This window comes from Kitasatospora sp. NPDC098663 (genome assembly GCF_044760075.1).
Lineage (GTDB): Bacteria > Actinomycetota > Actinomycetes > Streptomycetales > Streptomycetaceae > Kitasatospora.
The window spans coordinates 106,766-131,682 of record NZ_JBIWAP010000025.1 but is presented as its reverse complement, the minus strand read 5'-3'; the positions used below and the strand labels follow the sequence as shown (position 1 = coordinate 131,682).

Sequence of the window (24,917 nt, the reverse complement as noted above, 5' to 3'; positions counted from 1 at the left end):
TGTATTTCCCCAACGCGATGCATCGCAAGAGAACGGTGTGACCATGACTGTGTGGGACCGGCCGGAGCCGCCGGCTCGCCCCGTGCCGCTCGACCGGGAGCGGATCGTCTCCGCCGCCATCGCGCTGGCCGACGAGGGCGGGCTGGAGGCGGTGTCGTTGCGCAAGGTCGCCGCCCAGCTGGACGCCGGCCCGATGCGGTTGTACGGCTACATCTCCACCAAGCAGGAGCTGTTCGACCTCATGGTGGACGAGGTCCAGGCCGAGATTCGCCCTGAGGAGCAGCCCGGCGACTGGCGGGAGGCACTGTGCATCCTCGCCCACCGCACCAGGCAGGCCGCTCTGCGTCACGAATGGCTGGCCGACCTGCTCGGCGGCCGCCCGACCCTGGGCCCGAACGGCCTCGCCGTGACCGAGGCCAAGCTGGCCGCCCTCGACGGCCTCGCCGACGTCGACACCGTCATGCGCGCTGTGGAGACTGTCAGCGCCTACGTCACCGGCGCGATCAGGCGCGAGATCGCGAACCTGCGGGCCGAGCGCGCCACGGGCCTGTCCAAGCGCGACTGGCAGCGCGCCTCCGGCCCGCATGTGACGAGGATGTTGGCCACGGGCCGCTTCCCGGCGCTGACCAAGGCCGTGCACGACGGAACGGACGTGGACGCCGAGGCATCCTTCACGACCGGCCTGGAATGGGTCCTCGACGCCGTGGCCGCCAAACTCACCCGGCCGCCGACGTGACGTGCCCACTCCCCGAGCGGGTGGTCCCGGCCCTCGTCGACGACGGCAACCCAGTGGGGAACGACCGGCAGCTCTGGTCGAATTCGCGGCTCTGGCCGCAGTTGCGTGAATGATCTTCGAGACACTGTCCGACCCGTCGAGTGGTCTCCCGATGCGACTGGGACCGAGCCGACGAATCCTCAGGTCGAGGCCGACCGCGGGCGCATCGCACTGTGGCTGGACCCGGCCGATCTGGCCTGGCTGGCCTGGCATTGCGGCTGCGGAATCGATGCAACCGAGGAGGAGAGGGACCGCTGCGGTCGACTCCGCTTCCGCGCGAGTGCCGCGCTGCACAAGCACGGCCACTCTGGCTGACAGCCGGTCAACCGAAGATCATTCACGAAACCGCGGCCAGACCGAGTCTGCCGCGTCCGCTGACACACGGTCTTCCTCTCGTGGCGGGGCAGGACGAGCCGACGGGGCCCTGGTCGGCAAGAACCGGCCCAGGCCGGACCAGGACAAGCCAACGGCGCGCCGGCCTTCGAGCGTCCGCCGACCGCGGGCCCGGCCCGATGTCGTACTCGCCGACCGGGCCCACTCCTCCCGCACCATCCGCCTGCACCTGAGCCGGCGCGGCATTCTCGCGGTCGCCCCGCAACCGTGCCGCCACCAGTGGCTGCAGGTTCTGCGCTCGCCCGTAAGAGCCCGGGCCGTCTCACCGTCGGTCTGGTCGGTGGGTCAGCTGGCTGGGGTGCCGACGATGGTGGTGAGGTCGACGGTCGCCCACTGGCCGTTCGGCTGGAGGGCGGTGAGGTTGATGTGGCCGCCGTCCGTCGAGCCGCGGGAGTAGACGGCGAGGGTGCCGTCGGGATCGGTGGTGGCGCTGACGGCGCCGTCCGTCACCGGGGTGCCGACCTTGTCGGTGAGGTCGGTGGTCGCCCACTTGTCGGCGGTGTCCTTGTAGGTGATCTGCAGGTGGCCGTTGGCGGCGTTGGCACTGACCACGCCGGTGACACCGTTCTTCATGGTGAAGGCGCTGGGCGCGCCACCCGCCGAGACCGGGGTACCGACGACGTTGGTGAGGTCGACCGTCGCCCACTGGCCGCTCGCATACCTGGCGGTCCCCTGGAGATGACCGTCGACACTGCGGGAGTAGATCATGAGGGTGCCCTCGGAGTCGGTCGTGGCGCTGAGGGCGCCGCCGGTGGCAGGTGTGCCGGCCAGGTTGGCGAGGTCGGTGGTGGCCCACTGGCCGGCGGTGTCCTTGTAGGTGATCTGCAAGTGGCCGTTGGCGGCATTCGCGCTGGCCACACCGACGGTCCCGTTCTTCTGGGTGAACGTCGCGGGCGCCCCACCCGCCGAGACCGGGGTACCGACGACGTTCGTCAGGTCGACGGTCGCCCAACTCCCGTTCGGCTGAAGAGCGGTGAGACTCAGATGCCCACCATCGGTCGAACCACGGGAGTAGATCGCGAGAGTGCCGTCGGGATCGGTCGTGGCACGGACCGCACCCCCGGTGACCGGCGTGCCGACCTGGTTGGTGAGGTCGCTGGTCGCCCACTTGTCATTGGCATCGCGATACGTGATCTGCAGGTGCCCGTTGGCCGCGTTGGCACTGGCCACACCGGTGACACCGTTCTTCATCGCGAAGGCACTCGGCGCCCCACCCGCCGAAATCGGGGTGCCCACGACATTGGTGAGGTCGACGGTCGCCCACTTGCCGGCCGGATACCTGGCAGTGCCCTGAAGATGACCGTCGACGCTACGGGTGAAGGTGTAGGCCGTGTCGTCGGCCCCGCTCACCGAGCTGCCGTCACCGACCGCCGGCACCCACGCCGAACCCGGCGCCGGGTCGTTGACGACGTTCTTGTAGCGCAGCGCCTTGTAGTCGCCGTTCGGGTGCGAGTCGAGGGTCGCGGCGTTGATCGAGACCCCGGTCCGGTGCTTCACCGGTGTGCTGCCGAAGGAGTAGTACGAGAAGGTGGTGTGGGCGGCGTCGTCCCACTTCTCGAAGAGGATGACGTGGTCGTAGTACGAGTTCAGGATGTCGCCCGGCATCAGGTCGCTGCGGCTGATCTGGTAGGTGAAGCTGTCCGCGAGGCCCTGCGTGTTGGCGCTGGTGCCGAGGTGCCAGGCCATCGAGACGTAGCCCGAGCAGTCCGTGCGGTAGCCGCGGCCGGAGGAGTCCGGGTAGGAGCCGCCCTGGTCGTAGTTGATGTTCTTGCCGTACCAGAACTGGGCGCGGGCGAGGATCTCCGAGCGGGTGATCTGGCCGCCGACCGAGGAGGTCGTCGCCGCGTACGAACTCCCGGCGGTGACGGCCGTGACGACCACGGCACCGGAGGCGGCGACGGCGGCGGCGAGCGTGACGCGCAGCAACTTGGAGGCGTTCGAAGGCATGACGGTGCTCCAGCGGGGAGAGAGGGGTGGGATCGGCCGTGCGTGGTGCTCGGCACACACCGGGCCGTGACGGCTGCCCTCCAGGAGCGGCGGTCGGTGACACCTGGTCCGGTGTGCTGCCCCGGGCAGGTGCTCCCTGGCGGCGGTCACCAGTCTCACCACAGGTCAGGAGCCTCGAAAGGCCCTTGGGCAGGCCGGAACCGGCCAGGCCCGTTCCGGCCCGCCCAGGTGTTCCGGCGCTTTCCTTCGCCGGACTCCGATCCGCGGCAACGGCCCCACCTCGCCAGCGACAGCGGCCAGAACCCGCCCGGCCCCGACGACAGGTCCTGCGCCGCCGCCAACACCCGGGACGCCGCCGGATGCCGAAGGGGCGACGGCTACGGCCTGATCACCTGGTGACCATTCACGAACACGTCCCTACCAGGACCCGTCGGTCCACCGGCCCCTCGTGACCGGCGCCCGCACCAACGGCTCTGTCCCGCCATCGCTGGTGGCGAGGCGGGACAGGTACCGCTGGCAGGTCGTGCGTCCCTGCCCCGGCCTTGCCCCTGCGGCTACCGCGGTTGCCGGGGTTGCCGGTTGCCGGTTGCCGGTTGCCGGTTGCCGGGGAAGGACGTCGGGGCCGTGGCTCAGCCGAGCGTCAACGACTTGGCGTGGGTCCGCCAGGCCTCGTCCACCGAGACGGTCTCACCCTTGTAGCTGGGGCTCTCGTAGCCGGTGGCCTGGAATCCGGTGAACAGGTTGAACCAGCAGTTGGCGTACGGGCGCACCGAGTAGACGTGGTCCTGGAGCGGGGCGGGGATGTCGAAGGAGTAGTCGGCGGCGTTCCCGTTGTAGCACGCGTGCGGGCCGGTGAAGGTCACCGATTGGCCCCCGAAGAAGAAGTCCTGGTAGATCGTCCCCAGGACCACCAGGTCGGAGAGGCCGGCCGGGCTGTTCAGTTCCTTGGCGAACGCGCTGTCGCGGGCGGCCTCGGCGGCGGTCGGCGGAGCGTCGGCGACCCGCCCGCCGGTAGCGTAGCCGATGGCCTCTCGGTAGGTGCCGAAGCACTGCGCCTGGCCGCCCTGCGCGTTCACCACGCAGTGCCGGTTCGAGTCTCCGGCCGTCGCGGGTCGAGCGACGGCCGTGGCCGCTCCGGACAGGGACAGTGCGATCGCCGACGCCGCGAGGACGGCTCCGATGCGCTTGAGGGAGTGTGCCATGGTCGATCAACTCCTGGGTCGAGGACCGGCGCCTTTCGGCCGGTGCACGGCAACACTCTCAATCGGCTGCACGATTCTGGCATGATCTGATCACTGCTTTATCGTGACGCGCGCTGCCGTGCGCCGGCACGTGACAGTTCAGGCGACACCCCCGGGGCACGAAGCGACACTTCGTCAATATTGGTGTTCTCCGGGGGAGTTGGATCGGTATCGCCGATGGGGGGACATGGAGTTCAGGATCCTGGGGTCCCTGGAGGTACGGGCCGGGGCCGCTCCCGTACGGTTGGGCGGACGCCGTCAGCGGAGTCTGCTGGCGATGCTCGTGGCGCACTCGAACCGGACCGTCCCGGTCCCCCGACTGGTCGACGCGGTCTGGGACCAGGACCCTCCGGCCACGGCGGACCGCCAGATCCGCAACATGGTCGGCCTGCTGCGCCGCATGCTCGGCACGGGGCCGGCCTCCCCCATCGTGACCGACGGCGCGGGCTACCGGCTGGTGGCGGACGACGCCCGGGTGGACCACCGCCTGTTCGCCTCCCGGGTCGCGGCGGCAGCGGACCTGGACGCGGCGCAGGCCGTCCCCCGGCTGCGCGAAGCCCTGGAGCTGTGGCGCGGCCCCGCGCTGGACGGGTTGCCCGGCCTGGCCTTCGCCGCCCTCGCGGCCGGCCTGGAGGAGCAGCGGATGGCCGCGCTGGAGCGGCTCTACGAACTGGAGCTGGAGGCGGGGCGGCACCGCGAGGTCGCCGCGGAACTGACCGGCCTGGTCGCCGATTTCCCGCTCCGCGACCGCCTGGTGCGGCAGTTGCTGACCGCCCTGCACCGCTCCGGCCGACACAGCGACGGGCTGGAGGCCTACCGGCGCCATGCCTCCCGGCTCTCCGAGGACCTGGGGCTGGACCCGACACCCGAGGCCCAGGCCCTCCAACGGGCCCTCCTCCTCCCCTGTCCGGCACCGACCGCCTGTCCGACACCGACTGCCTGTCCGACACCGACCGCCCGGCCGGACCGGACCGCCCCGACCGCCGGTGTCGCCCCTTCGGTGCCCCCGGCGGACCCGCGACCCGAGCAACTCCCTTCCGGCCTCCCCGTGTTCGTCGGCCGCGCCCCCGAACTGCTCCTACTGGACCGGGTGTTGGCCACCGGGGAGCCCGGTACCCACCCAACGGCGGCACCGTGCGCCGTGATCACGGGTGCCGCCGGAGTCGGGAAGTCCGTGCTGGCGCTGCACTGGGCGCACCTCACGCGGGAGCGGTTCCCCGACGGACGGCTCTTCGCGGACCTGCGGGGCTGGTCCGCCGCCGGCCCCCGCTCCCCGCACGGGGTGCTGGCGGCGTTCCTGCGCGCGCTCGGCGTGCCGACCGAGTCCATACCGGCCCAGCTGGACGAGGCGTCCACGCTCTACCGGTCACTGCTGGCGGAACGGCGGATGCTCGTCGTCCTCGACGACGCCGCCGGCCCGGAGCACGTCAGGCCGCTGCTGCCGGGCGGCAGTGGCTGCGCCGTCGTGATCACCAGCCGGGACCGTCTCACCGGACTCGTCGCCCGCGAGGGCGCCCACCGCGTCGGACTCGACGGCTTCACCCCCGCCGAGGGGCAGGCGCTGCTCGCCCGCGTCCTGGGCGCCGGCACCGCGGAGGCGCAGCGGCAGGCCGGCGCCCGGCTGCTCGACGCCTGCGGGCACCTCCCGCTGGCGCTCGGCATCGCCGTGGCCCAGCTGCGCGACCGGCCGCAGCGTGATCTCGTCGCCTTCGCCGACGAGCTGGCCTCCTGCGCCGACCGCCTGGGCGCCCTGGAGGCCGGCGGTGACGACCGCTCCTCCCTGCGGTCGGCCTTCGGCCTGTCCTACCGGGCGCTCGATCCCGCCGCCCGGCGCCTGTTCCGCCGGCTCGGCCTGTTCCCGGGGGTGGACATCAGCGCCCCCGTAGCCGCCGCCCTGTCCGCGGCCGCCGTCGACGAGTGCGAACGGCTCCTCGGCCGCCTGACCACCGCCCACCTGCTCGCCGAGCCGGCACGGGGCCGCTACCGCTTCCACGACCTGCTGAAGCTCTTCGCGGCCGAGCTGGGCACCCGCGAGGAGAGCCCGGAGGAACAGCGGGAGCTGCACGAGCGCTGGTACGCGTGGTGCCTGCACCACGCGCACGCCGCTGCCCGGGTGCTGACCCCCGGGCGGCGGCGGGTCCCCCTCCGCCCGCCGCCCGAGGGCCTGCGGGTGGCCGACCTCACCGGCCCCGAACAGGCCGCCCGCTGGTGCGACGACCAGCGGGCGAACCTGCTCGCCACCGCCCACCACGCCTACGAGCGAGGGAACGACGAAACGGCCTGGAAACTGCCCGCGCTGCTGTGGAGCTACCTCCACCGCACTTCGCCGCAGACCGAAGGGGTGGCCCTGGGCCGGACGGCCGTGGCCGCCGCCCGCCGCCTGGGCGACCTGAGCGCCCAGGCACACGGCCTCAACGACCTGGGCCACGTCTGGGGCGCCCTGGGCGAACTCACCCTGTCCCGGCGGACGTTCCAGCGGGCCAGGGTCCTCGCCCACGACGCCGGCGACCGGTGCACCGAGGGCCGGGCGCTGGCCTACCTCGGCGCTTACCACTACTTCACGGGCCGCTACGCCGACGCCGGGGAGTACTACGAGCGGGCCCTCGACCTGCTCACGGCCGACGGCCCGGAGACCGATGACTGGACGGCCGACCTCTGCCGTACCAGCCTGGCCCCGACCTACCTGCTCCTGGGCCGCTACCAGGAGGCATCGGACCATGCGAGCCGCGTGCTCGCCCGGCCCAGGGCCCAGCGGAACGGGCCGATGGACTGCTCTCTGCTCAACACCCTGGCAGCGGCGCAGCACGCCCTCGGGAAGCCGGAGGAGGCGGTCGGGCACTACGAACGGTCCCTCGCCGTGAGCAGCCGTCTGACGGGCTATCCCGCCCAGCGGGCCCACGCCCTGGCGGGACTGGCCGCCGCCCACCGGGCACTGGGGCACGAGCAGCGCTTCCGTCAGGCCTGGGACGCCGCGCACGAGATCTACGCGGAGCTGCCGGCGCACCAGCTGACCTCGAACCTGCCGATCCTGGCCGCACTGGGGTTCACTCCGCCCGCCACGACCGACCGGCGGCGCTAGGGCGACTGTCACGTGTCGGAACGACGTCGCAGCCGTGCCGTGGCCAGTACTCCCAGGACCATCAGCAAACCGCCGATCGCGATCCCGACGTGCTTCGCGCTCAGCAGACGGCTGTGCCTGCCTTCAGCCGCGGCAGAGCGCGGAGGAGGGGGGATGGTGGCCCCGGAGCTGGGGGTTTCCGACGCGGACTGGCCGTCTTGAGGGCGGTCCGTCGCCTGGGGCGACGGGGAGCCGGACGGGTCGCTCCCGTCGGCAGCTCCACCCCCGTACAGAAGAGCGCCGTCACCGCGGTCGCCGTCACCGCGGTCACCGTCGTGCTTGTCGATGCAGTGGGTGGCCGGAAAGGAGAAGACTCGTTCGTGGCGGTCGAACGCCTTCACCACGAAGAGCGGGTGCTCCCTGAAGAAGTCACGAATCTGCCACTCGTACTGGTTGCTGGTCTGGGTGGGATAGTTCACGTCCAAATACGTTGAAGCGTAGAAGTTGTCCCATGGTGCTGCCGGCGACGAGGACGAGGATGACGTGGACCCCTGGAGAACGAGAGCCTCCGGCCCGTGCCGACCGTTCTTCAGGATGACTCTGAAGCTCTGGTCGATGAGTACGACGCGGCGGGCGCTGTGGCAGTCACGCGGGGGATTGTGGTCGTGGTGTCCTCCCTCCCCCACGCCGTCCCCGTCCTGGATCCACAGGGAGCCGAACGCATGCCGTGCGGACGCCTGCGCGGCGACGTCCGCCGACGGTGACGCGAGGGCGATGGCCGCGCCCGCCAGCGACGCTGCGACCCGGGGACGGCGATTCATCCAACGACCTCCATGGGTGGCGAACACGCTGGACCGCCCGCCGGGCGACGCGTCCGAGTCTCAGGAGAGGGTAAGAGGAGTCGACTCGTCACATCGGGTACCTCCCTGGGGAGCCCTCCTTTTGTCACTCAGCCGCAGCAGTCGGTTGACGACCCGGTCAGGTGCTGGGCCGGGCGGGGCTCACGGAGTGCGGGTTGGGTGGGCCGGCAGGGGGAGGCGGAGGAGGAAGCGGGCACCGGTCGGAGCCGGGGACTTCCAGCGGGCGGTCGGCGTGGGCGGCCGACCTGAACACCGCCTTGGACACCCACCTCGGGGAACAGGACACCAGGGCGCCGCACTCCCCCGGCACCTCCGCCCCCGGCCGGGAGTGATCCGGACGGTCAGCAGCAGGTGGGCGGTGCTGCGACGGCCCGGGCCGTCGGCGCCTCGATGTCGGCGATCCGGCCGCGCAGCATCGCGTCCATGACCGCCATGTAGCGCTGCGTCCGGGGGCCGCCGAGGAGGAAGGGGTTCGCGGCGCCGGGCGGCTGGTGGCGCAGTTGTTCGGCTCGTTCGAGGCCGTGGTCGTTCGGGTGGTTGGAGAGCTCGACCTCCACGTTCGCCCGGCGCATGACGGCCCGGAAGGCCTGGACGGACGCGAGGAAGGTGCGCAGCTCCTCCACCGTCGAGGGCGGGTTGAGGCCGCCCCACAGCATCGCGCTGTGGTGCCGGCGGCCGGCCCGGACGGGGATGATCGGGGAGACGGTGCCGGGGGTGTGGCCCGGGGTGTGGTGCAGCTCGATCGTCGTGCCGCCGAGCGTCAGCTGCTCGCCGTCCGCGATGTCGAGGTCCCGGGCGGGGGCGTCGGCCGGGCGGGTGCGGGCGAGGAGGTCCCAGTCGGCCGGCGACATGTGCACGCGGGCGCCGTAGCGGTCGGCGAGGGTTTGCGCGCCGCCGAAGTGGTCCGAGTGGCCGTGGGTGAGGACGACGTGCTTGATCGCCGCCGGATCGGCTCCGACCGCGCGCAGCCCGGGGACGATGATGCCGTCGGCGTCGGCCGGGGAGGTGAGTGCGTCGATCAGCACGATGCCGTCGTCCGTCAGCACCGCCATCGCGGAGACCCAGCCCGCGCTCAGGAGCACGAGGTTGTCGAACAGGTTGACGGGCGCCGGCGCGGGCAGGTCAGGAAGGTCGGAGCCGGGCGTCAGCGCCGTCACCAGAGCGCGCAGCACGGGGTCGTCGCCGGCGAGGCGGCGGGCGCGGTCGTAGTGCGGGCGGGAGGCGGACGGCGTACTCACGGAGGCCGACGGCGTACTCACGGAGGCGGAGGCGGAGGCCGGGGCCGAGGCGGCGATCGGCGCGGCTCCGGCGGCGATGCCCAGGACGGCGAGCTGGGCGAGGCGGCGTCTGGTGAAGTCGGCGTCCGTGGCGGTCCGGCGGGTGGGGTGGATCACGGCGGTCGGGGCTCCTGGTGGTCGCACTCTTGGCGGTCGGGGCTCTTGCTGGTCAGGGCTCTTGGCGGCCGGGGTGTTCAGCCGAGGGCGCCGACGACGGTCTTCGTCGCCTGGGCGATCAGCGCGTCGTCGGAGGTGGCGTCGGCCTTGCCGCGGTCGGACAGGACGACGATCACGACCGGGCTCCGGCCGCCGGAGGGCCACGCGACGGCGACGTCGTTGCGGGTGCCGTAGCCGCCGTTGCCGGTCTTGTCGCCGACCTTCCAGTCGGTGGGCACGCCCGCGCGGATGTACGGGGCGCCGGTGGTGTTGCCGACGAGCCAGTCGGTCAGCAGCCGGCGCCGGTCCTCCGCGAGGACGTCGCCCAGGGCGTAGCGGCGCAGGTCGGCGGCGAAGGCGCTGGGGGTGCTGGTGTCGCGGGTGTCGCCCGGGGTCGCCTCGTTGAGAGTGGGCTCGGTGCGGTCGACGCTGGTGGTCGGGTCCCCGAGGTCGCGCAGCGACTGCTGGACGGCCGCCGGGCCGCCCAGCTCGGCCATGACGAGGTTGGCGGCGGTGTTGTCGCTGTACTGGATCGCGGCGGCGGCCAGATCACGCACCTTCATCCCGGTGGCGACGTGCTGCGAGGTGACCGGCGCCCACGACAGCACGTCCTCCTGGCGGTACGAGACCACCTTGTCCAACTCCGCGTCGGAGGCCTTGCGCAGGAGGGCGCCGACGGCGAGCGACTTGATCGTGGACGCGAACGCGAACCGCTCGTCGGCCCGGTAGGAGATCTCCCGGCCGCTGCCGGTGTCCACCGCGTACACGCCGAGGCGGGCGCCGAACTGCTGCTCAAGTCCCTTGAAGGAAGCGCTCGTCGTATCCGCCACCGGCATCGCACTGGATACCGGGGCGGGCGTGTCGGCGGCCGCATGGCTGGTGAGTCCCGCGGAGCCGCACCCGCTCAGCAGGGTGGCCGCGAGCAGGGCCACGGCGGGCAGCGCGGTACGGGGGCGGCGAAGGGCAGGCGTCATCGGTGGTCTCCCAGGTGGTTCGTTCCGTCACCCTCAGCTAAACAGGCCGCCGGGCCATCAGTCCAAGACCACTATGGTGAAGAGATCGATAAGAGAATGCCTATGATTGCTGCCCATGGACCTGTTGGGGCACCTACGCCACTTCCGCGCTGTCGCCGAGGACCGACACTTCGGCCGCGCCGCCGAGCGCCTGCGGATCGCCCAGCCCTCGCTCTCCCAGCGGATCAAACGTCTGGAGCGCGAGCTCGGCGTGACCCTGTTCGACCGCGGCCCGCGCGGAGTCGAGCTCACCCCGGCAGGCCTGCTGCTGCTCGCGGAGGCGACGGAGGTGCTGGAGAGCACCGCCCGCCTCCTCGCCACCGCCGCCGACCTGCGCACCGGCCGGGCGGGCACCCTGCGCGCGGCCGTGCCGCCCGAACTGGGCCCGGCCGTCCTGGCCGCGCTGCTCACCGGCTTCGAGAGCGCCTCCCCCGGCACCCGGCTCGAACTGCGGGAACTGCCGGTCGCGGTCATGGCCCGCGAACTCGCCCAGCACACCGTGGACGTCGCCGTCGTCCGCCACCCGTGCCCGGCCGCCGGGCTGGCGTTCGGGCCGGTCCTGCACCAGCCGCTCGGCGTCCTGCTCGCCGCCGGGAGCCCGGACGCCGACCGCCCGGAGCTGGCGGTGGCCGAACTGACCGGCCGGCGACTGGTGTTCTTCCCCCGCGCCACCGCCCCCGCGCTCTACGACGAGATGCTCACCACCCTGACCCGGCACGGCTGCACTCCCGAGGCCGTCGTCGACCCGCCCGGCCCGGACGTCGCGGGCGCACTCGTGCTCACCGGCAGCGCCGTCGCCCTGGTGCCACACACCTCGCCGCCACCGGGTACAGTCTGGCGTCCGCTGACCGGCACCCCGCTGGCCTGGCGCACCTCCACGGCCTGGCCGACCGGGAGCGGCGGCCCCGCCGTCCGACTGTTCGCCGAGGCCGCCCACCAGGCGCTGACCGAACACGGCGGCCTCCTGCCCCAGCCGCCCAACCCCCCGCTCTTCCCCCGGCCCGCAATGGAGTTCCCGCTGTGACCAGCGACCGCGCCCACGGCAACCGCGCATCCGGCGACCGCCCCGCCGGCGTCCGCACCGCGCGCGCCCGCATCGCCGCCGCCTTCGCCGACGCCGGCGTCAGCGGCCGACTGCACGTCCGCGACCTCGACACCGGCACCGAGATCGCCCTCGACGCCGACACCCCGGTCAGCACCTCCAGCGTCCACAAGCTCTGCCTCCTGGTCACGCTCTTCCGCGAGGCCGCCGCCGGACGGATCGACCTCACCCGACAGATCGAGATCCCCGCCACCGGCCGCACCTCCGGCGGCACCGGCCTGGCCGCCATGCTCGACGCCGCCCGGCTCTCCCTGCGCGACCTCGCCTACCTGACCGTCGCCGTCAGCGACAACGCCGCCGCGGACATCCTCTGGGACGAGATCGGCCTCGACACCGTCAACCGCACCATGGCCGACCTCGGCCTGACCCGCACCGTCGCCGTCCACAAGCTCCGCGACCTCATCGCCGCCCTCGCCGAGGACACCGGCCACGACTCCCCGGTCGACCCCGCCGTCGTCGCCCGCCTCAGAGTCCTCGACCCCACCTTCACCAACCGCAGCACCGCCCGCGACATGACCACCCTGCTCGCCGCCCTCTGGCACGGCGACGCCTGCCCCGGCGAACCCGGCGCCGCCCTCCGCCGCCTGCTCGGCCTCCAGGTCTGGCCGCACCGCCTCGCCTCCGGCTTCCCCTACGACGACGTCCGCGTCCACGGCAAGACCGGCACCCTCCCGACGCTGCGCCACGAGGTCGGCGTCGTCGAATACCCCGACGGCGGCCGCTACGCCCTCGCCATCTTCACCCGTGCCGCCGCCACCACCATCACCCTCCCCGCCGCCGACGCCGCCATCGGCACCACCGCCCGCCTCGCCGTCGACGCCCTGCGTGCGATGGCGACCGGGCGGGGCGGCGGCCCGCAGGCAGCTCAACAGGTCCGGTGACCTGCGAGGTCATGCCACGAGCTCGACTCGCGGTTCAACTCCCGGCGCCCTGCTGAACGCTGTGGTTCAGGATGAGGGTGGTGCCGTCGGCGGTGGTGCACTCCAGGGTGCCGTCGCCGGTGATGGTCCGGTAGGCGCCGGTGCCGCCGACGGTCGCCACCGTGAACGTCCCCGGCTCCCGCTCGGGCGGCGCCCCGGCGGGCCGGGTGCGCCGGGTCGGCGGGCAGGGGGTCGGGAACAAGGCCTACTCGTCCGGCGGCAACCGCGCCCAGGGGCTGCCGGCCCGTCAGCCACGATGTCGGCCGCTACTCGGCTGCTCCGGATCTTTTGCCGGTGAGTGTTCGCGTGTCGCTCGGTGGGGACTCCTCCGGAGTTTCCCGGGCATGGTTTCCTGGCCGAGGCAGCGAGCCGACGGTGACACGGGAGGCCAGGTGGCGGGTCCGGGCGGGTTCCCCTCGCGAGGGGTGTGGCGGCGGCCGGCATTCCGATGGGTGGACGTGCTGGTGGTCGTGGCACTGGTCGCGTTCCTGTACGGCCTGCTGCGGCTCGCCCCGTCACTGAACGCGCCGTTCCTGCCCAGCACGGCTCCTGACACGGTGTCGACGGACCCGGCGAACCTGCCGTACTACGCGGTGCGCTCGCTGGTGCGGATGTTCGCGGCGCTGGTGGCGTCGGTGGTGTTCACCTTCGTGTACGCCACCGCCGCGGCGCGGCTTCGGCGGGCGGACAAAGTGCTGCTGCCAGTGCTGGACATCCTGCAGTCCGTGCCGGTGCTGGGCTTCCTGTCGGTGACGGTGACCGCGTTCATCGCCCTGTTCCCCGGCTCGATTCTGGGCCTGGAGTGCGCCTCGATCTTCGCGATCTTCACCGCGATGGCCTGGAACATGACCTTCGCCTTCTACTACTCCCTCGTCTCCCAGCCCAAGGAGCTCGACGAGGCCGCGCGGGTGATGCGGCTGACGAAGTGGCAGCGGTTCTGGCAGCTCGACGTGCCCTCCGGGATGATCCCGCTGGTGTGGAACGGCATGATGAGCTTCGGCGGCGCCTGGTTCTTCCTCGCCGCCTCCGAGACCATCAGCGTCCTCAACCACCGCTACGCGCTGCCCGGCATGGGGTCGTACGCCGCGGCGGCCATCGCCGCCGGCAACCTGGGCCAGGTCGGCATCGCGATCGCCGTGATGGTGGTCATGGTGATGGGCGTGAACGTGCTGTTCTGGCGGCCCATGGTCGCCTGGTCGGAGCGGTTCCGGGTGGAGGAGTCGGAAGCCGCCGAGCGCCCCCGCAGTCTGGTGCTCGACCTGTTGCGCCGCTCCAGCGTCCCCGAACGGCTCGGGCGCCCGTTGCTGCCGATCGGCCGCGCGCTGGACCGGGCGAGCCGGCCGTTCGGGCTGGCCGAGCACCCGATCGGCGGGTCGGCGGCGCGCGAGCGGACGGGGGACGTGTTCTTCGCCGGCGCGGTCAGCGTGCTGGTGCTCTTCGGGGCGTGGAAGGCGTTCGCCTACGTCAGATCCACGGTGGGGCTCGCGGAGTTCGGACACGCGCTGGCCCTGGGAGCGGCGACCTTCAGCCGGGTGATCATCCTGATCGCGTTCGCGACGGTGGTGTGGGTGCCGATCGGCGTGTGGATCGGCATGAACCCGCGGGTGACCCGCTTCGCCCAGCCCGTGGTGCAGGTCCTGGCGAGCTTCCCGGCGAACTTCGTCTTCCCGTTCGCCACCGCCGCGTTCGTCGCGCTGGGCATCTCGCTGGACGTCGGCGCGATCCTGCTGATGGCGCTGGGCGCGCAGTGGTACATCCTGTTCAACGTGATCGCCGGCGCCTCGGCCATCCCCACCGACCTGCGCGAGGCGATGACCACCTTCCACGTCGGCGGGAGACTGAAGTGGCGCACCTTCATCCTGCCCGCGGTCTTCCCCTCCTACGTCACCGGCGGGATCACGGCGGCCGGCGGAGCGTGGAACGCTTCCATCGTCGCGGAGGTCGTGACCTACGGCTCCCACACGCTGACCGCCACCGGCCTCGGCTCCTACATCACCCAGGCCACCGCCACCGGGGACTTCCCGAAGATCCTGGTCGGCATCGTGGTGATGAGCCTGTACGTCGTCGCCCTCAACCGGCTGTTCTGGCGCCGCCTCTACCGCATCGCCGAGACCCGCTACTCCCTCTGACCTTTCGTACCAGCGAGCGAGGCAGGACCCGTGACCACCGACCACCCGCGCACCCCCGGCCCCCGCCCGACCGGCGCCACGATCGTGCGGGCCGAGCGGGTGACCAAGACGTTCACCACCCCCGACGGCCGGGAGCTGCCGGTCCTGGACGACATCGGCTTCCACCTGGCGGAGGGCGAGATCGTCGCGCTGCTGGGCAAGTCCGGCTCCGGCAAGTCGACCCTGCTGCGGTGCATCGCCGGGCTGATCGCCCCGTCCTCGGGCACCGTCGCCTACCGGGGCGAGCCGCTGACCGGTGCCAACCCGGGTGTGTCGATGGTCTTCCAGTCCTTCGCCCTGCTGCCCTGGCTCACCGTGCAGCAGAACGTCGAACTGGGCCTGCACGCCCAGGGCGTCGGTGAACAGGAGCGGCGCGAGCGGGCGTTGAAGGCCATCGACCTGATCGGTCTGGACGGCTTCGAGTCCGCCTACCCCAAGGAACTGTCCGGTGGCATGCGCCAGCGCGTCGGCTTCGCCCGCGCCCTGGTCGTCGAACCGGACGCGCTGCTGATGGACGAGCCGTTCTCCGCCCTGGACGTACTGACCGCCGAGAACCTGCGCAACGAGCTGGTCGGCCTGTGGGAAGGGCATGAGGCGCCGGTCAAGTCGATCCTGATCGTCACCCACAACATCGAGGAAGCCGTCCTGCTGGCCGACCGCATCCTCGTGCTGGCCGCCAACCCCGGCCGCATCCAGGCCGAACTGCGCGTCGACCTGCCCCGCCCCCGCAACCGCCAGGACCCGCACTTCGAATCCATCGTCGACACCGTCTACGGCATCCTCACCGGCCGGGAGGAAGCCGCCGTCGCCGCGGTGGAGCCCGCGACGACCGGTGGTGCGGAGCGGCCCGCCCCGACCCCGACCAGCGCGCCGCTGCCGGAGGTCAGCGTCGGCGGGCTGGCGGGCCTGCTGGAAATCCTCGTCGCCCGCGGCGGCGAGGACGGCCTCGCGGAGATCGCCGACGAACTCAACTTCGAGATCGACGACCTCCTGCCACTGGTCGACGCCGCCGAACTGCTCGACCTCGCGCGCACCGAGGGCCCCCGGATCCGCGTCACCGACGCCGGCCGCGAGTTCGCCGCCGCCGACATCCTCACCAGCAAGCAGCTCTTCGCCCACCACGCCGCCAGCCGCGCCCCGCTCGTGCGGGCCATCGTCCAGGCCCTGGCCGCCACCGACGGTCACACCCTGCGCGAAGGGTTGTTCCTCGACCTGCTGCGGCGCGGTTTCTCCGCCGAGGACGCGCGCCGCCAGCTGGACACCGCCATCGACTGGGGCCGCTACGCCGAGCTGTTCGACTACGACTCCGGCGACGGCGAACTCACGTTGGAGCCCGGCGCGCAGGACGCCCTGTAGGCGGGGTGCGTGCCTCAGTCCTTCCGGTGGGCCTCCGCGTCGGCGAGCAGGCGGACCACGTCGGCGGGAACAGCCGCCCGGGAGTTCGGCGGCCCGGAGGTCCTCGTCCCGGCCGCCGCCGCCCTCACCCGGCAGCACCCGACACGTCATGCGCGAACTCGCCAGCCCCACCCCCCTCTCCCAGCCAGGTGCCCCCAGCACCTGTCGCGCGCGGTCTGTGGTCGGACCATCACCCCACGTCAGAGCGGCCGGTAGGCGATCTCGGTCGACGGCCCGTCCGCACGGCCCCGGAACCACTCGCGACACACCAGAACAACCCACCCCACGCCTCGCCGAAAGTCCGGATGGAAATGACCGAGAACAAGCAAGGTGGAGACATGTTCGATTGACCCTCACAAAGGCGGTCTGGATACTGATCGAGCACGACGCAACCGAAACTCGTTGCGAAGCGGACTCCGATTCGAAATTTCATCCGGTTGAGGAGAATCCATGATCTCGAAAGCAAAGAAGGTCGTGAGCTCGATGGCGATGGCCTTCGCCGCGGCGGCCACGCTCACCGTGGCCGTGCCGTCCGGCAACGCCTTCGCCATCGATCACGTCCAGTGTGACGGGAGCCGCAATGACTTCCTGAAGATCTGGTCGCACCTCGACGGCCGTGACAGCGTCGACTGCTACGCGAACGGGGGGACGATCGGCTTCGGCGGGTGGTGGATCGACCGGATCTCCACGGGGAACAACGACCTGGTCTACTCCGACGCCAACGGCGACTCGGTGAGGGTCAACCGCTGGACCGACATCACGTACCCGAACCGCCCGCCGAGGGTCAACTCCATCCAAATCCTCTGACGAACCGGCGGAGCGGGACCCGAACGGAAATTCGTCCGGCCGTATCACCGCAAGTCCCCGCAGCGCTTTGATCGCCGTCAAATTTTCTGTGACGTGAATTCGCTCAATTCCGGTCCACCGGCGCCGGCCATACCCTCCAGGGGCTGGCCGGCGCCGGCATGTGGTGTCACGGCTGCCCGCCGGGGGCGGCCCCGGCGGAGCGGTCGCGGTGGGGGTCAGCGGGTGCTGAAGTACGCGTTCCAGGAGGCGTTGCCGGTGCGGGCCAGGCCGACCTCGTTGTAGTCGCCGAGCATGATCCCCAGGTGAAGGGGCGACCTGATCCAGCCGTCGACGGCGGCGTCGATGTCGGTGGGGCCGTAGAAGGCGATCTCGCCGAATCCCCTCCCGGTGTAGCCGAGGTTGCGCGCGATGCCGCTCGAGTCGCAGAAGTGACCGGAGACGCGGCGCTGGTCCATCTGGTCGGCGTTGCACTTGGCGACCTGGGAGAGCGTCTGGTTGAGGCGCACTGCCGGCCTGCCGTTCTGTGCGCGCACGGCGTTGAGCCGGTCCAGGAAGCGCTGCTCGACGGAGGCGCCCGGGCCCGGGCCGGTGCCCGACCCGATCAGGTCGAACCGCTGGGACATGCTGCTGTCGCAGTTCTCGACGGTGACCTCCCGGTCGAGGCCGTGATAGGTCAGACAGCGGTTGTCGCGGGCGTTGTGGAGGTAGGTGCCGCCGCCGGCGGCGGGCTCCAGGGTCCACTGCTGGTTGTCGCCCGCCCACCAGTGGATGAACTGGGTGGACCGGCCGTCGTTGGTGTCCATCTCCAGTACGCGCTCGGTGCCGTTGACGTTGCGGGCGAAGTCGACCCGGTCGCCGGGCTTGTTGGAGATCCAGAACGAGGTGGAGGCGTTCTGGTAGTTGCGGGCGACGATCCGGGAGCCCTCGCCGTCGGCACTGGCCAGCGAGTTGTGGTTCTGGTGGTCCTGAATCGTGATCATCTGCTCGACCACGGCGGCGTTCGCCGGCGCGGTGAGCAGCGTGACGCTACTCACCGCTATCGCGGAGACGGCGAGCGGCAGGCCTGCCAGCCGGGTGCGGCGGCGGATGCCGGTGCTCGGGCGGAGACGGAGGGTCCGGGTGGACGGGTGGGACACGGGAATCTCCTGTTGTCGGTGGACCGCGTGCGGATGCGACTGCGGAACGCGGTCAGGACACCAGGACCGAATTGACGATCGATCAGCAACATGTTGACGAACTGCCGTGCGCGGCCCGGGCGGGGAGCCGGGGCCGCGCGCCGGGTTCAGTTGGCCAGGTTGAAGTCGCCGCCGAGGGGTGCGGCGATCTTGTCGACGCCGGTCAGCGCGGTGAGCGAGGTGACGGGGGTGCTGCTGTCGGTGGTGGTGCCGTTGCCGAGTTGGCCGGAGCCGTTGTTGCCCCAGGCGCGGACGGTGTTGTCGCCGAGCAGGGCGATGGTGTGTTCGCGGCCGCCGGCGATCAGCTGGATGCCGGTGAGGCCGGGGACCGGGACGGGGGTGCTCCGGAAATCGGTGGTGCCGTCGCCGAGCTGGCCGGAGGTGTTCCGGCCCCAGGCCTTGAGCTGGTCGCCGCCGTCGGTGACGGCCAGGCTGTGGTGGGCTCCGGCCGCGATCCCGGAGACCCCGCCGAGCCAACTGCCCTGGATGTCGACCGGAGTGAAGCGGCTGATGGTGGTGTTGTCGCCGAGCTGGCCGGTGGCGTTGTAGCCCCACGCCTTCACCGCGCTGCCACTGGTGGGCTTGGTCGAACTGCTCGGCGGGCCGACCAGGGCCAGGTTGTGGTCGGCGCCGACGGCGATCCGGGTCACACCGGTCAGGTTGTTCACCGGGGACGGCACGTTACGGCTCGCCGAAGTTCCGTCCCCGAGCTGGCCGTTGATGTTGTGGCCCCAGGCCCACACGGTGCCGTCCTCGCGCAGCGCCAGGCTGTGGTTGAGTCCGGCGGCGATCGCGATCACCTTGCTGAGTCCCTCAACCCGAACCGGGACGCTGCTGTCGGCGTTGGTGCCGTTGCCGAGCTGGCCGTGGTTGTTGCGCCCCCAGGCGACCACGGTCTGGTCGGCGAGCAGGGCCAGGCTGTGCACTCCGCCCGCGGCGACGTCGGTGGCACTGGAAAGGTCGACGACCTGGCCGGGCGCGTTGTGGCTGAACACCGAGCCGTCGCCGAGCTGCCCCGACCCGTTGGCGCCCCACGTCTGCACCGTGCGGTCGGTCAGCAGGGCCAGCCCGAAACCTGTGGCGGGGCCGCTTCCCCCGGCGGCGATCTTCACCACCTCGGCGCTCGTCAGTCCCAGCACGGTGGTGGCCGTCGTACGGAAGTCCGTCCAGGTGCCGTCGCCGAGCTGACCTGCGCGGTTGTTGCCCCAGGACTTGAGCCGCTTCTCCGCCACTTGATCTCCTCATCGGGTGTGCTGTCATGCGGGAATTCGGCCGCAGAGGCTGCCACGAAGACGCGGTGGTGCTGCCTCCCGACGGGCCGCTCCTGCCCGGCCCTCTCCGCAAGCTCTCGAACGCATCATCGGTGACGAGCGATCAGAACTCGGGACCCCGATCTCGACCTTCACTCGAACAGGCGATCTTCCGGCGTTTCCAGGCACGCCGGGCCGTCTCGCTGCGCCGACCGGGCCGCCGCCGCTGCGCACACGCGCCCCTTGGCGGCGCTCCTGACATCGACCCGACGGCCCGGCACCTCGTGGGTGCCGGGCCGTCGGGCGGGGTGTGGGGGCGCGGGTTACTTGGGCATCTCGTTCCAGAGCTGCTGGGCGCTCTTGCCGGTGAGCTGGACCCAGATCTGCTCGCTGTAGTTCGTGGTGTTCAGCAGGTGTGCCAGGTCGGGCTTGTTGTAGGCCTTCGAGACGTAGTCGATGAACCGGGCGGTGGCCTGGTAGCCGCTGTCGTAGTTGGAGTCCGGGCCGAAGTGCTGGGCGCCGGTGCCCGGCTGGAAGTTGTAGTCGCGCACCCAGTCCGCCAGGCCCTCGCCCAGCCACCACTTGCCGGAGAACGGGCTGTCCCAGACCGCGACGTGCACGGCCTCGTGCACCAGGAAGCCGGTGTCGCCCTTGTTGCCGCGGGTGTAGCCGATGTTGACGTGGACCTCCTTGATGCCGTTGCCGGGGTTCACCGTGGTGAACGCGGGGTAGTCGGTCAGCTTCGGGTCAAAGATGATCTTGAAGTAGCCGGGGGCGGCGAAGGCCCCCTTGGTGATCAGGTTGGAGATCGTCGGGTAGTAGTCCGCGACGGTCTTCTTCTGCTGCTCCAGCCACGGCCCGAGGTCCGGGGCCTGCGAGTAGTCGAGGTCGATGGTCGGACGGCCGGAGGTCGGCGGGGTGGTGGCGCCGTTGCGGTCGAGGTTCCAGGACTGCGCCGGGTCCCCCGCGTTGCAGGCGGCCACCTTGGCGTTCAGGTCCGCGCCACGGGCCAGGCAGAGGTTGCTGTCCGAGACGCTGTGCAGCAGCCAGGCCCGGCCGTTGCCCATCGAGGTGTTCTCCAGCCACCACTTCTGGTTGTCCGCGCCGACGTAGTTCCAGGCACCGACGGTGTTCTTGCCCCGGTCCCGGTCGGCGGCGTTGTTGGTGCCGGGCACCTTCACCGACCAGGAGCCGTTGCCCTCGTCCCTGACCGTCCAGAGTTGCTGGGCCGAGGACTCGTTCCAGTCGCGGACCACCACGTTGGAGCCGTTGTTGCGGCTGTCCCACTGGAGGGCGCCGCCCGCGTAACTGGAGATGCGGTAGTCGGCGCCGCTGGACGGGAGCGACTCGGCCGCACTGGCGGTCCCGGCGCCGAAGGCCATCCCGGACACGACGGTCGCGGTGGACAGGACGACGGCGGCGGCGGCCGTACGACGGGTGATCATCTCGGGGTTCTCCTCTCGGGCGGCTCCCCCCTGGAACCGGCCTGCGGTCATGCCACCGGGCCCCGGCAGACGCGGCGTCAACGCTCCCGTCGACGGGTGCGTTGACGGGGCGTCGACCCGGTGGTGCTCACCCGAAGGCCTCGGCCTGCCGCCAAGTGGCTCCTCACTCGTGGACGCCCGCGCTCCCGACCGCCCGCCGGCGGGTCGCCCGCACGGCCGCGCCCGCCGCGGCGGCCAGGGTGGCGAGGGCGCAGAGCGCGACGGTCTCCCCGATCCGCGCCCACGGGACCACCGTCGGCGCGTCGGCCACGAGCTCGCCCAGCGAGACGTGCTGGGTCAGCGCGGCGAGCGCGGTCGCCACGGCGGCGAGCACGGTGCCGACGGCCACCGCCACGGCCGACTCCGCTGCGGCCACCCTCACGATCTGACCGCGCACCGCGCCGACGAGAGCGAGCTGGGCGAACTCCCGCCACCTCCCGGCCATCGCCATGATCAGGGTGTTGGCGACCGCGATCAGCGCGTAGACCAGCGCGATCCCCAGGATGACCACTGCGGCGTTGTCCGTCTGCTGCGCGGCATGCGCGCGCTCGGCCCCGAGGTAGGCGTCGTAGGTCACCACGTGCGCGCCGGAGCCCGCCAGCGCCTGGTTCACCGCGGCCGTCTGCTGCGGGTCGAGCGCCGCGCCGGCGCCCGCCGAGGAGTCGAGGTAGACCCGGCTCGGCATCAGCGCGCCGGTCAGCGCCGAGGACACGTACGTGTCGTCCCCGTTCAGGCCGCGCGCGACCACCGCCGCGACGACGGTCGAAACCCTCGCGCCGGTCGGCAGCAGCATGACCACGCGGTCGCCGACCGCCAGACCGTCGGACTCGGCCGCGTGCTCGTCGATGACCAGGAAGTCCTCGGGCAGCGAGGCGAGGAAGCCGGAGAGCACCGGCGGCGTGACGGTGACGCCCAGCGCCGCCGCCGGGACGGCCTTCGCGCTCAGCGAGTCGATCTGCTCACCGGCGGCGGTACCGATCCGGAGGTTCATCGAGGTGACCGGGGTGACCCTGATCCCGGGCACGGCCGCCAGGCGGGCGAGCGTCGGACCATCGATCCCCGAGCCGCCGGGCACGACCACGGCCGCCGCGCGGATCTCCTGCTGCTGCCGGGCCAGCAGCGTCGCGTCGCCGGACTCCTGCATCGTCAGCATCGCGGCGACCAGCCCGACGGCCACCACGATCGGCGCCACGGTGGCGGCCGTACGGCGCCGGGAGGTGAGGATGTTCTCCCGCACCAGCAGCGGGCCGGCCGTGGCACAGCCGCGCAGCGGGCGGAGCAGCAGCCTCGTCACCGGGCGCAGCAGGGCCGGGGCCAGCAGGGTGACCGCGCCGACGTAGAGCACCGGCACCACCTCGTACTTGCGGGCGCTGGCCGCGAGGTACGGCTCGGTACGGGAGATGGCGACCCCCGCGACGACTGCGCCGGCCAGCATCCCCACCCCCAGCAGCCAGCGGACCGGGGTCATCGCGCGGCGCTCCAGCACGCTCTCGCGCAGCACCTCGATCGGGCGGATCAGCGAGACGCGCACCAGGGTCGCGCCCGAGCCGGCCAGCGCGGCGGCGACGCCGATGACGGCGGCCACCAGCAGCGGCAGGACGGTGACGGGGATGGTGAACCACGACGGGGCCACGTGGTGGTCGAGCATCCAGGACCGCAGCGGCACGGTGCACAGCGGTGCGAGCAGGCAGCCGGCGACCGCCGCGGCCAGGCCGATCAGCAGGGCCTCCCAGAGCACCATGCGCCGCACCTGCCCGGGGGCCGCGCCCACCAGGCGCAGCAGCGCCAGTTCGCGGCGGCGCTGCTCAGCGGCGAAGGCGAAGGTCGCGGTGACGACGAACACCGCGACGCACCCGGCGAGTCCGGTCGTACTGCCCGCCATGGCCTGGGCGTTGGCCAGCGCCTGAGCGCCGCCGGTGGAGTCGGGGTCCAGCCTGGTCAGGCCGCCGCCGGTGAGGACCACGGCCTGGTCGCCCGCGAGCGCGGCCAGCTGCTTCGCGTCCTGGTCGGTGACGAGCGCGTTCACGCCAGGTGACAGGCGCTGCGCCTCGGCGGCGCTGAAGAAGACCGCGTTCTCGAACCAGAGCGCGTCGGTGACGCCGACCACCCGGTAGTGGCCTGCGCCGTCGCCCGTCGTGACGCCGGTCTGGCGTCCGACCAGTTCCCGGGGGCCACCGCTGACGACGATCTCGTCCGCGGCCTGCGGCGCGCGCCCGGTCGCCAGGCGGTAGCCGGCGAAGGCGGCCGAGGACCAGGGGTGGCCCGTCATCCCCCCGGAGCCGGAGGCGAGTTGCACGGGGAAGCTGCGGTCGGGCGTGGCGTGCCCGGTCGCGGCCGCCTTCGCGACGAGGTCGGGCGGCAGGACGGCGGGGGCCTTCATCGGGCGCCCGTCGAAGCCCTGCGGCGCCAGGACGGCCGAGGCCTCCTTGAACCGCTGCGGACCCGGGTGCGGCGTACCGAAGGTGGCGGCGAGGGTCAGCGTCATCATGCCGATCATCGTGGTGCCGAGCGTGAGGGCGAGGAAGGCGCCCACGAAGCCCGCCAGGCGGTGGCGCAGGGTGGCTACGGCGATCTTCAGCACGGCTTCGTCCCATTGCCGCCGGGCTCCAGCGCGGCCGTCCGCATCCCGTGCCGCTCGACGACGCCGATGCCGCCCGCACCCGCCTCGACGACGTACGGCTGGCCCGGGGCCCGCCCCTCGCCGGGAGGACCCGGGGGGCACGGGACCGCTGCTGGAACCTTGCTCCGGAACACGCGCTCGCCTTCTCCGTGGGGGTCGGTCGGGGGCAACGGCCATCCGACGCGCCGACGCTACGGCGCCACGCGGGATCGGCACCTCCGGACCGTCCCTGATATCACCCCTGATATCGCCCCTGAGGAACCGTTCCCCTGAAGAACTCTCGCAGATCGGCGGGTGCGAGCGCCGGCGGGCGGTTGACACGCCGTCGACCCTGATGGGCGGCCGGCGGGACGTGGGACTCTGTCCCTACGTCAGCCCGTCCCCCGTACGCCGCAAGTCTGATCATGAACCCATCCCTGCGCCGTGCGGGGGACGGACCTACCCTCGCCGCCGGCCGCCGGCCCGTCCTGCACGAGCGCCGACGTCAACCACTACCCGACCACCGGCCGGCGGCCCGCCAAGGACCTGACCTACGGCAACCAGGGAGTTCCGTTCGGGCACACGGGCCCGCCGATCGCGGGCCTGTGCGAGGAGGGCAGCTCTGGTCCAAGGGAGCGGCAGTCCCGATGGCAGGATGACGGGATGTTGACGAACCAACCGTGGGCAGGGCTTCACGGTGACCTGCTGGCGGCGAAGGCACTGGTGTACGACCCGAGCGGTTTCGCCTGTTCGCCCCCGGCGGCCGAACCGGAGAGCGCCGAATACGCGGCTTGCCGGTTCACGATCGACGGCCGCTCGGTCCGGTTCCGGGCGGCCAAGACCACCCCGACGAAGGCGGGCCAGTTCGTCACCGTGTGGTTGCGATCCGAGGAGGGACCGATCCGGCCCTTCGACACCGACGACGGGGTGGACCTCTTCGTCATCAGCTGCCGCGACGACAACGGCTTCGGGCAGTTCGTCCTCCCACGCGAGGTGCTGTGCGAGCGCGACATCGTCTCCCGCAACGGCTCCGGCGGGAAACGGGGGTTCCGCGTCTACCCGCCATGGGTGACCACGACCAACCGGCAAGCGCGCGGCACCCAGGCCTGGCAGGTGAACCACTTCCTCCACATCAGCCGGAACGGGCCCGCCGACCTGACGCGCGCCCGCACCCTCTACCACCGGTAGCCGCCCCCGTGCGCCTGCTCGGCTGTCGGGGTGACATCCGGGCGCGGCCCGCCCGGGGCGGCGGTCCGCGCTCTGGTACGACGGGTCAGATGTCCGCGCCGGCGGTGCG

At 72.0% G+C, this 24,917-nt stretch carries 18 protein-coding genes and 1 pseudogene; 9 read left to right on the top strand and 10 right to left on the bottom strand.

The features are described 5' to 3' along the window. The first annotated feature begins 43 nt into the window (after positions 1-43). Positions 44-736: a TetR/AcrR family transcriptional regulator gene (locus tag ACIQVZ_RS26095; protein WP_402453230.1), complete on the top strand. Its 693-nt coding sequence runs from the start codon at positions 44-46 to the stop codon at positions 734-736. A gap of 429 nt (positions 737-1,165) precedes the next feature. After that, positions 1,166-1,376, top strand: a pseudogene (locus tag ACIQVZ_RS26090) (IS5/IS1182 family transposase); the annotation flags it as partial. A gap of 77 nt (positions 1,377-1,453) precedes the next feature. Here the strand turns inward: ACIQVZ_RS26090 and ACIQVZ_RS26085 are convergent. Together ACIQVZ_RS26085 and ACIQVZ_RS26080 are read right to left on the bottom strand one after the other, a co-directional pair. Next, positions 1,454-3,115 carry a hypothetical protein gene (locus ACIQVZ_RS26085; RefSeq protein WP_402453205.1) on the bottom strand — a complete coding sequence of 554 codons (1,662 nt, stop codon included), beginning with the start codon at positions 3,113-3,115 and terminating at the stop codon, positions 1,454-1,456. 629 nt (positions 3,116-3,744) lie between these two features. Beyond that, on the bottom strand, positions 3,745-4,317 hold the full coding sequence (locus tag ACIQVZ_RS26080; RefSeq protein WP_350876310.1) for a hypothetical protein: 573 nt from the start codon (positions 4,315-4,317) through the stop codon (positions 3,745-3,747). A gap of 226 nt (positions 4,318-4,543) precedes the next feature. Between ACIQVZ_RS26080 and ACIQVZ_RS26075 the strand changes: the two genes are divergently transcribed. After that, on the top strand, positions 4,544-7,435 hold the full coding sequence (locus tag ACIQVZ_RS26075; RefSeq protein ID WP_402453204.1) for an AfsR/SARP family transcriptional regulator: 2,892 nt from the start codon (positions 4,544-4,546) through the stop codon (positions 7,433-7,435). An 8-nt stretch (positions 7,436-7,443) separates the two neighbouring features. Here ACIQVZ_RS26075 and ACIQVZ_RS26070 read toward each other — a convergent pair whose 3' ends face one another. The 3 genes from ACIQVZ_RS26070 to bla all read right to left on the bottom strand — a co-directional run bounded on the left by ACIQVZ_RS26070 (position 7,444) and on the right by bla (position 10,681). Then, positions 7,444-8,235, bottom strand: a complete 792-nt coding sequence (locus ACIQVZ_RS26070; RefSeq protein WP_402453203.1) for a hypothetical protein — start codon at positions 8,233-8,235, stop codon at positions 7,444-7,446. 380 nt (positions 8,236-8,615) lie between these two features. Further along, positions 8,616-9,668, bottom strand: coding sequence for an MBL fold metallo-hydrolase (locus tag ACIQVZ_RS26065; RefSeq protein WP_402453202.1), 1,053 nt, complete (start codon positions 9,666-9,668; stop codon positions 8,616-8,618). Positions 9,669-9,745: 77 nt separating this feature from the next. After that, a complete protein-coding gene (gene bla / locus ACIQVZ_RS26060) occupies positions 9,746-10,681 on the bottom strand; it encodes a class A beta-lactamase (RefSeq protein ID WP_402453200.1) in 936 nt (311 codons plus the stop codon). Between the two features lie 115 nt (positions 10,682-10,796). Here bla and ACIQVZ_RS26055 point away from each other — a divergent pair, with 115 nt between their 5' ends. Further along, positions 10,797-11,744 carry a LysR family transcriptional regulator gene (locus ACIQVZ_RS26055; RefSeq protein WP_402453199.1) on the top strand — a complete coding sequence of 316 codons (948 nt, stop codon included), beginning with the start codon at positions 10,797-10,799 and terminating at the stop codon, positions 11,742-11,744. Further along, complete coding sequence (locus tag ACIQVZ_RS26050; protein WP_402453198.1) at positions 11,741-12,703, top strand: serine hydrolase; 963 nt, start codon at positions 11,741-11,743, stop codon at positions 12,701-12,703. The genes ACIQVZ_RS26055 and ACIQVZ_RS26050 overlap by 4 nt, the downstream gene beginning before the upstream one ends. A 34-nt stretch (positions 12,704-12,737) precedes the next feature. On the opposite strand, the gene ACIQVZ_RS26045 is transcribed toward ACIQVZ_RS26050, so the two are convergent. After that, positions 12,738-12,944: a hypothetical protein gene (locus ACIQVZ_RS26045; RefSeq protein WP_402453197.1), complete on the bottom strand. Its 207-nt coding sequence runs from the start codon at positions 12,942-12,944 to the stop codon at positions 12,738-12,740. Positions 12,945-13,194: 250 nt separating this feature from the next. Here ACIQVZ_RS26045 and ACIQVZ_RS26040 point away from each other — a divergent pair, with 250 nt between their 5' ends. The 3 genes from ACIQVZ_RS26040 (at position 13,195) to ACIQVZ_RS26030 (ending at position 17,112) form a co-directional block, all read left to right on the top strand. Then, positions 13,195-14,871: an ABC transporter permease gene (locus ACIQVZ_RS26040; RefSeq protein ID WP_402453195.1), complete on the top strand. Its 1,677-nt coding sequence runs from the start codon at positions 13,195-13,197 to the stop codon at positions 14,869-14,871. Positions 14,872-14,901: 30 nt separating this feature from the next. Further along, a complete protein-coding gene (locus ACIQVZ_RS26035; protein WP_350876294.1) occupies positions 14,902-16,266 on the top strand; it encodes a nitrate/sulfonate/bicarbonate ABC transporter ATP-binding protein in 1,365 nt (454 codons plus the stop codon). A gap of 489 nt (positions 16,267-16,755) precedes the next feature. Beyond that, positions 16,756-17,112: a beta/gamma crystallin domain-containing protein gene (locus ACIQVZ_RS26030; RefSeq protein ID WP_350876292.1), complete on the top strand. Its 357-nt coding sequence runs from the start codon at positions 16,756-16,758 to the stop codon at positions 17,110-17,112. Between the two features lie 215 nt (positions 17,113-17,327). On the opposite strand, the gene ACIQVZ_RS26025 is transcribed toward ACIQVZ_RS26030, so the two are convergent. From ACIQVZ_RS26025 to ACIQVZ_RS26010, 4 genes are all read right to left on the bottom strand, one after another. After that, positions 17,328-18,248, bottom strand: a complete 921-nt coding sequence (locus ACIQVZ_RS26025; protein ID WP_350876290.1) for a CAP domain-containing protein — start codon at positions 18,246-18,248, stop codon at positions 17,328-17,330. 146 nt (positions 18,249-18,394) lie between these two features. Then, the gene (locus tag ACIQVZ_RS26020) at positions 18,395-19,519 is read right to left on the bottom strand and encodes an RCC1 domain-containing protein (protein WP_402453193.1); all 1,125 of its coding nucleotides are present in this window, start codon (positions 19,517-19,519) and stop codon (positions 18,395-18,397) included. 341 nt (positions 19,520-19,860) lie between these two features. Next, the gene (locus ACIQVZ_RS26015; protein ID WP_402453191.1) at positions 19,861-20,982 is read right to left on the bottom strand and encodes a basic secretory protein-like protein; all 1,122 of its coding nucleotides are present in this window, start codon (positions 20,980-20,982) and stop codon (positions 19,861-19,863) included. 163 nt (positions 20,983-21,145) lie between these two features. Continuing rightward, positions 21,146-23,602: an FtsX-like permease family protein gene (locus tag ACIQVZ_RS26010; protein ID WP_402453190.1), complete on the bottom strand. Its 2,457-nt coding sequence runs from the start codon at positions 23,600-23,602 to the stop codon at positions 21,146-21,148. A gap of 681 nt (positions 23,603-24,283) precedes the next feature. Between ACIQVZ_RS26010 and ACIQVZ_RS26005 the strand changes: the two genes are divergently transcribed. Next, positions 24,284-24,808, top strand: a complete 525-nt coding sequence (locus ACIQVZ_RS26005) for a MepB family protein (protein ID WP_402453188.1) — start codon at positions 24,284-24,286, stop codon at positions 24,806-24,808. The last annotated feature ends 109 nt before the right edge of the window (positions 24,809-24,917 follow it).

Excerpts from the sequence above, each read along its gene's own strand:
- ACIQVZ_RS26015 (WP_402453191.1), bottom strand. The coding sequence starts at position 20,982 with ATGATCACCCGTCGTACGGCCGCCGCCGCCGTCGTCCTGTCCACCGCG.
- ACIQVZ_RS26075 (WP_402453204.1), top strand. The coding sequence starts at position 4,544 with ATGGAGTTCAGGATCCTGGGGTCCCTGGAGGTACGGGCCGGGGCCGCT.
- ACIQVZ_RS26080 (WP_350876310.1), bottom strand. The coding sequence starts at position 4,317 with ATGGCACACTCCCTCAAGCGCATCGGAGCCGTCCTCGCGGCGTCGGCG.
- ACIQVZ_RS26055 (WP_402453199.1), top strand. The coding sequence starts at position 10,797 with ATGGACCTGTTGGGGCACCTACGCCACTTCCGCGCTGTCGCCGAGGAC.
- ACIQVZ_RS26085 (WP_402453205.1), bottom strand. The coding sequence starts at position 3,115 with ATGCCTTCGAACGCCTCCAAGTTGCTGCGCGTCACGCTCGCCGCCGCC.
- ACIQVZ_RS26005 (WP_402453188.1), top strand. The coding sequence starts at position 24,284 with ATGTTGACGAACCAACCGTGGGCAGGGCTTCACGGTGACCTGCTGGCG.
- ACIQVZ_RS26070 (WP_402453203.1), bottom strand. The coding sequence starts at position 8,235 with ATGAATCGCCGTCCCCGGGTCGCAGCGTCGCTGGCGGGCGCGGCCATC.
- ACIQVZ_RS26095 (WP_402453230.1), top strand. The coding sequence starts at position 44 with ATGACTGTGTGGGACCGGCCGGAGCCGCCGGCTCGCCCCGTGCCGCTC.
- ACIQVZ_RS26030 (WP_350876292.1), top strand. The coding sequence starts at position 16,756 with ATGATCTCGAAAGCAAAGAAGGTCGTGAGCTCGATGGCGATGGCCTTC.
- bla (WP_402453200.1), bottom strand. The coding sequence starts at position 10,681 with ATGACGCCTGCCCTTCGCCGCCCCCGTACCGCGCTGCCCGCCGTGGCC.